7 protein-coding genes and 1 pseudogene are annotated in these 6,999 nt (G+C 64.6%); 2 read left to right on the top strand and 6 right to left on the bottom strand.

What is annotated here, in order from left to right; translation table 11 throughout:
- Positions 1–120: 120 nt before the first annotated feature.
- Positions 121–1,018 (bottom strand): annotated as a pseudogene (locus ACFSGJ_RS17305) (integrase core domain-containing protein).
- A 49-nt stretch (positions 1,019–1,067) separates the two neighbouring features.
- A complete protein-coding gene (locus tag ACFSGJ_RS17300) occupies positions 1,068–1,304 on the bottom strand; it encodes an NmrA family NAD(P)-binding protein (protein ID WP_390264716.1) in 237 nt (78 codons plus the stop codon).
- A gap of 257 nt (positions 1,305–1,561) precedes the next feature.
- Between ACFSGJ_RS17300 and ACFSGJ_RS17295 the strand changes: the two genes are divergently transcribed.
- Positions 1,562–1,762 (top strand): winged helix-turn-helix transcriptional regulator, encoded by a 201-nt coding sequence (locus tag ACFSGJ_RS17295; RefSeq protein WP_390264714.1) that lies wholly within the window; start codon positions 1,562–1,564, stop codon positions 1,760–1,762.
- A 77-nt stretch (positions 1,763–1,839) separates the two neighbouring features.
- On the opposite strand, the gene ACFSGJ_RS17290 is transcribed toward ACFSGJ_RS17295, so the two are convergent.
- Together ACFSGJ_RS17290 and ACFSGJ_RS17285 are read right to left on the bottom strand one after the other, a co-directional pair.
- On the bottom strand, positions 1,840–2,799 hold the full coding sequence (locus ACFSGJ_RS17290) for a quinone oxidoreductase family protein (RefSeq protein ID WP_390264711.1): 960 nt from the start codon (positions 2,797–2,799) through the stop codon (positions 1,840–1,842).
- 149 nt (positions 2,800–2,948) lie between these two features.
- Positions 2,949–3,557 (bottom strand): TetR/AcrR family transcriptional regulator, encoded by a 609-nt coding sequence (locus tag ACFSGJ_RS17285; RefSeq protein ID WP_390264709.1) that lies wholly within the window; start codon positions 3,555–3,557, stop codon positions 2,949–2,951.
- Positions 3,558–3,637: 80 nt separating this feature from the next.
- Between ACFSGJ_RS17285 and ACFSGJ_RS17280 the strand changes: the two genes are divergently transcribed.
- Positions 3,638–3,988: a hypothetical protein gene (locus ACFSGJ_RS17280; RefSeq protein ID WP_390264708.1), complete on the top strand. Its 351-nt coding sequence runs from the start codon at positions 3,638–3,640 to the stop codon at positions 3,986–3,988.
- A gap of 479 nt (positions 3,989–4,467) precedes the next feature.
- On the opposite strand, the gene ACFSGJ_RS17275 is transcribed toward ACFSGJ_RS17280, so the two are convergent.
- Together ACFSGJ_RS17275 and ACFSGJ_RS17270 are read right to left on the bottom strand one after the other, a co-directional pair.
- Positions 4,468–5,835: an FAD-containing oxidoreductase gene (locus ACFSGJ_RS17275; protein ID WP_390264706.1), complete on the bottom strand. Its 1,368-nt coding sequence runs from the start codon at positions 5,833–5,835 to the stop codon at positions 4,468–4,470.
- Between the two features lie 4 nt (positions 5,836–5,839).
- The gene (locus tag ACFSGJ_RS17270; protein ID WP_390264704.1) at positions 5,840–6,133 is read right to left on the bottom strand and encodes a hypothetical protein; all 294 of its coding nucleotides are present in this window, start codon (positions 6,131–6,133) and stop codon (positions 5,840–5,842) included.
- Positions 6,134–6,999: the final 866 nt, after the last annotated feature.

Here is a 6,999-nt window from a genome sequence, read left to right as displayed (position 1 = left end):
TGACTTTCACGAAGTCAGGTATCGGGTTTGACGAGCCCTTGAAGGCGGATTGAAGTCCGCCTTCATAAAATCGCTCTGCTGCAACTTTTGCTGTCACACGCTGCAAAAATTCGTGTCACGCTACATCGGGTCGACGATGAATCGATCCGGCTCTGATGTCCAGATTTTGCAGATAAATTCGTAGGGCGTGAGGCCGTAGAGGGTCTTCAGCCTGCGGGCGAAGTTGTAGACGGCCATGAAGTCCGCGAGGTGCGTGCGCAGCAGGTCGTGGCTTTCGTAGTGGAAGCGCTTGACCGTGGCGTCCTTGATGGCGCGGTTCATCCGCTCGACCTGGCCGTTGGTCCACGGATGGTTGGGCTTGGTCAGCCGGTGCTCGATGCCGTTCGCCTCGCAGATCATGTCGAAGCGCATTGGTCGCGAGCAGAGGGTGTTCCGGTTCCGGGGCTGCTCGGCGAACTGGATTCCGTTGTCGGTCAGCGCCGTGTGGACCTGGTAGGGCACGGCCTCGAGCATGTGCTGCAGGAGCGCTCAGGCGGCCTTTCTGTCAGCCGTTGCAACGAGCTGAGCGACGGCGAACTTGGACGTCCGGTCGATGCCGACGGACAGGTAGAGCTTGCACACCGATGGGATAGCGCTTGAACTTCTGGCGCTTGGGCCTGTCACCTTCGACATCCGGCAGGCGCGGGATGCCATGACGCCGAAAACACCGATGCAGCGCTGACCGTGTCAGGTGCGGGATCGAAGATTGCAGGGCATAGAGACAGTCGTCCAGCGGCAGGAGCGTGTGGCGCCGGAAGGCAACGACCATCGCCTCCTCGGCCTCCGTTAGCACGGTGGACCGCGGTTCGGTCGGGCCGGTCTTCATGTCCTCGACCGTCGCCCGCTTCCGCCACTTCGCCACCGTCTTGGGATTGATGCCGAGTTCCCGGCTCAGCTGCGCGAGCGAAGCCCGCGATCGCTATATTGCAGCCCTGACGGCGTGCGTGGTCGTGGGGCTCCCGTGACGAACTTGTCCCATGTTGCTTCCTCCCATTCCTGCGAAACGATCGCGCCATCAAACCGTGGGATCAAACACCTAAGCAGCTTCCAGACGAGTCGGTATAAAGTGACCTTCGAGCAGTATGACTCATTCTGCAAGGCAACCGGCCATCGTAAACCGAATGACGTCGGATGAGGGCGCGAACAGCCCAACCGTCGGATCGCAACGCCGCCGCGACTGCTCCGCCCTGTTTGCCGGTTGCGCCGAATACGAGCACGGTTCCCTTGTTTCGCGTCTGATCGTCCTTGTACGTGTCGCTGCGCATCCGGAAGCTCCTTGGTGGCGGAAACGTCAAGGTATACAGAATATACCTGAACTAAATTACGCACCTGAAAGCGACCAGGTACGCCGGAGTATCCCACATGTCCGTCCAATCGCCGGATGACTTGGGACACATCCGATCCGTCCTTGACGAATTGACTGGAAAGTGGAGCCTGCTGGTTCTGAATGCTCTGTGCGACGGGCCTGCGCGCTATGCGCTCAAGCGCATGAACAAGGTGTAAGCCAGAAAGCCCTCACCCAGTGCTTGAGCAGCTCGAGGCCAGTGGTCTGATCACCCGCAACGTCCTAAATACATCGCCGGTTGCGGTGGTCCATGCGGTATCCGATCTCGGTGCATCCTTGGGGCCGCACCTGAAGGGCGTGCTGCAGTGGTCACTCGATCATCGCGATCAGGTTGCAGAAGCGCAGGAAGCCTTCGCCAGGCAGGATGCCGGGCGCTAGCGCGCTTCCGCCGGTGGCAACGATCCCGGTGCGGCGACCCGGGCACGCGCCCGGGCGACCGTCCCGGATCCGGCGGGTCAAGGGACAAGCACGACCCGGCCCAGAATGGAGTTCTCCTCGGCATAGGCATGTGCCGCCGCGGCCTCGCGAAGCGAAAACCGTCGATCGACGGGAACCTCCAGCTCACCGGAGGCGGCCATACGCAACATGTCGTCCACCGTCCGGTGAACTTCGGGTTTTTCGAGCTGGCTGCCCATGAACACACCCAGAAGCGTCTGGTTGGCCTGCAAGGCGGGCCAGAGGTCCAGGTCCAGCGACGCGCGCCCTGCATTGCCGACGAAGACCAGACGGCCCTCGGGCATAAGTGCGGCAAGCGATCCCGCAAGCGTGGAGCCGACGGGATCGACGACCAAGTCCACGCCACGGCCGTCGGTCAGCCGCATGACGGCCGCGGTCACATCCTCCGAGCGGTGGTCGATCGCGGCGTCCAGCCCATAAGCCCGCAGTCGGGCGGCGCGATCCGCACCCGAGACGGTCGCCAACACCTTCGACCCGGCGCGATGGGCCAGTTGAATCGCCGCGACCCCGACACTGCCCGCTCCGCCCTGCACGAGGACGGTCTCGCCCTTGACCAGCTTTCCGCGCGCGAACAGGCTGTGATGGGCGGTCCCGAACGAGATGGGCAGGGCGGCCGCAGCCGCCATCTCCAACCCGTCCGGCACGATCCATGTCCGCGTGGCCTTCACGGCGCGCAATTCGGCATGGGACCCGCTCATGTCGAACGACGTCACCTTCTGGCCGACGAAGCGGTCGCGGACCTTCGCGCCGACCTCGACGATCTCGCCTGAGGCGGCATAGCCTGGAACGTGGCCTTCTGCCTGAGGCGCCGCCGTCGCCCGATTGATGAGATCGCCACCCTCGATCGAGATCGCCTCCACCCGGAGGAGCACTCCGTCCTCGGGACAGGCCGGAGCCTCGACGTCCGTGTAGCTCAGAACCTCCGGTCCGCCCGGAACATCGTAGTATGCAGCCTTCATGGTCTTTCCTTTCATCGGCTTTCTTCCTCCGAGCGGTCAGATGGCGATGCCAAAACGCCGTTCTTGACCGCATGGTTCTGGCGGGGGCTGTCCGACACCCGACGTTCCAAGCCCGACACGGCAAGCGGCAGCTCCGAGCTCGTCGTATCCTAAATGCAGCGCGCGATCATTGATGAGATCGTTCCGGCAGCATCGGCCTTGCGGCACGTTCCGCGGAGGACGGCCATCGAGGGCGCCTCGCCCGCGCCAACGAGGCCGATGCTCCGCTGTTCGGGTTCCGTAGGGGGCAAATCGCTGTGTGGTGCGAGGACGGTGACGAACATCTCGACGGCCCGATCCAGAAGTTCCTGCAGAACATTGGCTTTTTCATCGCTCCCCCCGAGTGCGGCACCCACCGCATGGAAATCGCCAGAGGTGTCGGTGGCGCAGCCAATGCAGGCGTTGGCGAGTTCTTCAATCGCTTCCGTAGCGGTGGGATTCCGGCTGACAAGGCCATTACGGAACGTGTCCATCCGCTCCGTGTCGATCCACCTGTCGAGCGCAATCAACAAGCTCGATCGATCTCCGAAGTGATCATAGGCAACCGGCGTCGATACGCCGGCGCGTTCGACGAGGTGGCCAAGACTGAGCCGGTCCGTGCCTTTCTCCCTGACGATCGCCCGGGCCGCGGTCAATAGCTGATGGCGGCGCTCCGCCTTGGAAAGCCTCACCGACACACGTCGCCCGTGGGATTTCCGCCTGATCTGCCTGTCCGTCATACGACCTTCTTGAAACTTACCAAAAGTAGGTCACGTGCAATCCTGCGAATGGTAGGTAATAGAACAAGGAGGGCATGACAATGTCGCTCAACCCAATATTGCTGGTGGGAGGCTCCGGTATCTTCGACCAGCACGCGGCCGGGTATCTGCGAGAGGCGCGCCCGGACGTGCCCCTGCCGATCGGAGGGCGTGACCTCGACAGGCGCAGCGCGTCGCGAACGAGATCGGAAATGCGCAGGGCAAGCGCGCACGCCAACGGGCGCGTTCAATACCCGATCGACCAAGTCCTCAGCCCGTGGATCAGCGGCTTCATTCTCGGCATACACCTAGTTGCGCAAGGCAGTCCCACAACGGCCATAACCGCAGTTGCCGCTGTTGTTCCGTTCGGTGACTGCCTGGCCGCAGTTCTCCTGTTCGGCCTCTGGCGATAAATGCGAGGCCCGGGTGCTTCGAGAACTGGGTTTCCTAAATTACGACAATGAGTTATGCTATGCAGCAAGCTTCGGGATTTGGCGTTCGATCGATCGCAAGTATCGTTGGTTGCATGCCCCCCGCAACCAAATGTACATGCGCTTCCACCGCTCGTGAAGGCAACGGGCAGCACACTGGCCGCCGCGAAGGCGCCGATGGAGGAAAGTGCGGTGCGCCGCGTCAGCGTCGTGCGGCACATGCACCGAACTTGCGCATTGATGTCGGCGGCCGGCCCGGAAGGCGCGACGCCTCTGAGGCGCCGACCGGCATCCCTTTCGCCAGGCCCTCCCGGGGGCGGGTCCGCTCCTTCGGTCCGGAATGGGTGCTCGCGCCCCGGACCCGGAGGCCGTCGGGCGCGCGGCCGGGCGTCGGGGTCCCGCCCTTGTCGCCTCGCGCCTATGTCCCGCACGACCCCGGGCGTGTATTTGCGCGACCCGCTTCAGTCCAGCGCGCCGAACAGGGTCGGCAGGAGCTCCGAGACGGTGGGATGGATCGGCACCGCCCGCACCAGCCCCGCCGCTGGGACACCGGCAGTCATCAAGTCCAGAACCCCGTGGATTGCCTCGTCGCCGCCGGGGCCGAGGATCGCGGCACCGAGAATCGCATCCGTGTCGGCATCGACCACCGCCTTCATCAGCCCCTGCGTCTCGCCCTTCTCCACGGCTCGGCCGACGCGGGTCATCGGACGGGTTGCTGTCCGCACCCTGTGACCGGCGGCACGCGCCTGCGCCTCGGTCAGGCCCGCCCGCCCGAGCGGCGGGTCGATGTAGAGGGCGTAGCCCGGCACCCGGTCCGACACCTCGCGCTCCGCCCCTTCGAGGAGATTTGCCGCGACGATCTCGTGGTCGTTCCAGCTCGTGTGCGTGAAGGCGCCCCGGCCGTTGCAATCGCCGAGCGCCCAGATGCCGGGCACCGCGGTTTCCAGCCGCGCGTTCACCGGGACGAAACCGCGCGCGTCGGCGGCAAGGCCCGCGGCTTCGAGGCCCAGGTCGTCGGTGTTCGGCGTGCGGCCCACTGCGATCAGAACGTCCGTCCCGTGCACTTCGGGCGCGCCCTCGGCGCAGCTCACGCGGACGCAGACGCCCTCGGGCCCGGGTGCGAGCGAAATGCAGTCCGCGTCAAGGCGCAGGGCGATGCCTTCGGCCTCGAGGATGCCCCGGATCGCCTGAGACACATCCGGATCCTCGCGCGGGATCAGGGCCGGGGCGCGCTCGACCACCGTCACATCGGCGCCGAAGCGGCGATACATCTGCGCGAACTCGAGGCCGATGTAGCTGCCGCCGACGATCACCAGATGCTGAGGGACGCGGTCGAGTTCGAGGATCGTCGTGCTGGTGAGGTACGGCACATCGTCGATGCCGGGCATCTCCGGTCGCGCGGGGCGGGCGCCGACATTGAGGAAGATGCGCGGCGCCGTCAGCGTCTCGCCATCGACCTCGACCGCATCCGGTGCAACGAGCCGCGCCTGCCCCCGGATCATTGTCAGGCCCTCCATCCCGCCCAGCCAGGCGGCGAGCCCGTCCCGCGAGGCCTCCACGACTCGGCGCATCCGCGCGCGGACCCGGGCCATGTCGACCTGCGGCGGCGCGGTGTCGATACCGAACTCGGCCGCCTGCCGGACCACATGCGCGGTGCGCGCAGAGGCGACGAGAGTTTTGGTCGGCGTGCACCCGGCGTTGACGCAGGTGCCCCCGACGCGCTTGCGCTCGACTAGCGCGACAGTCATTCCGGCCGCCGTCAGCCGCCCCGCGAGCGGCGGTCCCGCCTGTCCGGCGCCCACGATCACCGCATCGAAGGCGCGGGTCACGAGGTCACCCCCCGGTGCGATCGGCAGAAATCGCCCTGACGTTCCCGGAGAACAGCATGGGCCGGAAGTGCCGCAACTCCGGATGCTCCTCCGGAGGAGACGTCGGATGTTTTCCGATCGCCGAGTTGGAAAGACAAACGAACTGCCATCGGTCAACTCCTGTTTCGATATACTTGCCTCTCAACGATAAGGCTGAATCGGCGAAGCGCCAACGGCCGATGGCCTTTGCTATTTCCTGCGGCGATTCTCCCTGCGGCGATTCCAGGACGGGAGCCGCGGATTGCACCTTGATGTTCACTTGGCGGCGTCCAGGCCACCCCTGTTGCCCAAGCGAGCGATATGAACTCTCGCTGTGGCGGTTTCCTCATGCGACCATTGCACGTCCGGAATAACTGCCGTGATCCGGTGCCAAGCAGGGGGTGAATGGTACGCCGGGACGTGAAGGACCCCGGAACAAGTGACCCCGGTTCGCTTTCGAACTTCGGGGCGTCGTACGAGATGATTCTGGATTGGGTCCACTGCTTCGGACAGCCGTTGCCGCTGGGCTCAGACGTGACCGTCCGGCTCCGGTCGGCAAACGCAATCCCGCTGATGTCGTCATTCGGATCGACGGCAAGACACCTTGGCCGAGGCACGCGGTCGACGCAACGCGGATCTGCCCGACACCATGGCGTAGTCCGGCCGGGACAAATCGGCTGCTTGCACTGACGAGCCTCACCGCAGCATGTAGGAGCGCACCGGATCGCGAACGACCTTGTAATAATCGGACGGGCTCACGCGCATATGTGCTTGACGAAAACCCGGGGGAGGACCTGGTTTGACGCCTACCCGACCTTCGGCGCGATCGCCGTGATCGGCAGATCCGTGTGTTCGAGAAGTTCGCAAGCTTTTTCCAGCCTCAGTCGCGAGACGGAGAGGAACTGGCGGGTGGATCCGCACCGTCCCTGAACTTGGGTGGACAAGTCGACGAGGGTGTTCACTTCCGGCGACCGGTTATGCTCGACCCAGAAGACGCGTCATGCAAAGCATCGGGACACTCCTGCCGGCATCTTCCCGCGTGAGGGTTTCCAGCATTCTGGTCACAGGGATGTTCCTTTTGTGGAAATGGCTCTGTGTTGCCGTCGCCCTCGATGCCGGCGACCGCGCTCGGGGCGGATGACCGCG

It is taken from the genome of Halodurantibacterium flavum (assembly GCF_042681825.1).
GTDB lineage: Bacteria > Pseudomonadota > Alphaproteobacteria > Rhodobacterales > Rhodobacteraceae > Halodurantibacterium > Halodurantibacterium flavum.
This window is presented reverse-complemented; position numbering and strand designations above follow the sequence as displayed.

What these genes read in the sequence shown, in the direction of transcription:
- ACFSGJ_RS17280 (WP_390264708.1), top strand. Translation starts at nt 3,638, where the DNA reads ATGTCGCTCAACCCAATATTGCTGGTGGGAGGCTCCGGTATCTTCGAC.
- ACFSGJ_RS17300 (WP_390264716.1), bottom strand. Translation starts at nt 1,304, where the DNA reads ATGCGCAGCGACACGTACAAGGACGATCAGACGCGAAACAAGGGAACC.
- ACFSGJ_RS17290 (WP_390264711.1), bottom strand. Translation starts at nt 2,799, where the DNA reads ATGAAGGCTGCATACTACGATGTTCCGGGCGGACCGGAGGTTCTGAGC.
- ACFSGJ_RS17285 (WP_390264709.1), bottom strand. Translation starts at nt 3,557, where the DNA reads ATGACGGACAGGCAGATCAGGCGGAAATCCCACGGGCGACGTGTGTCG.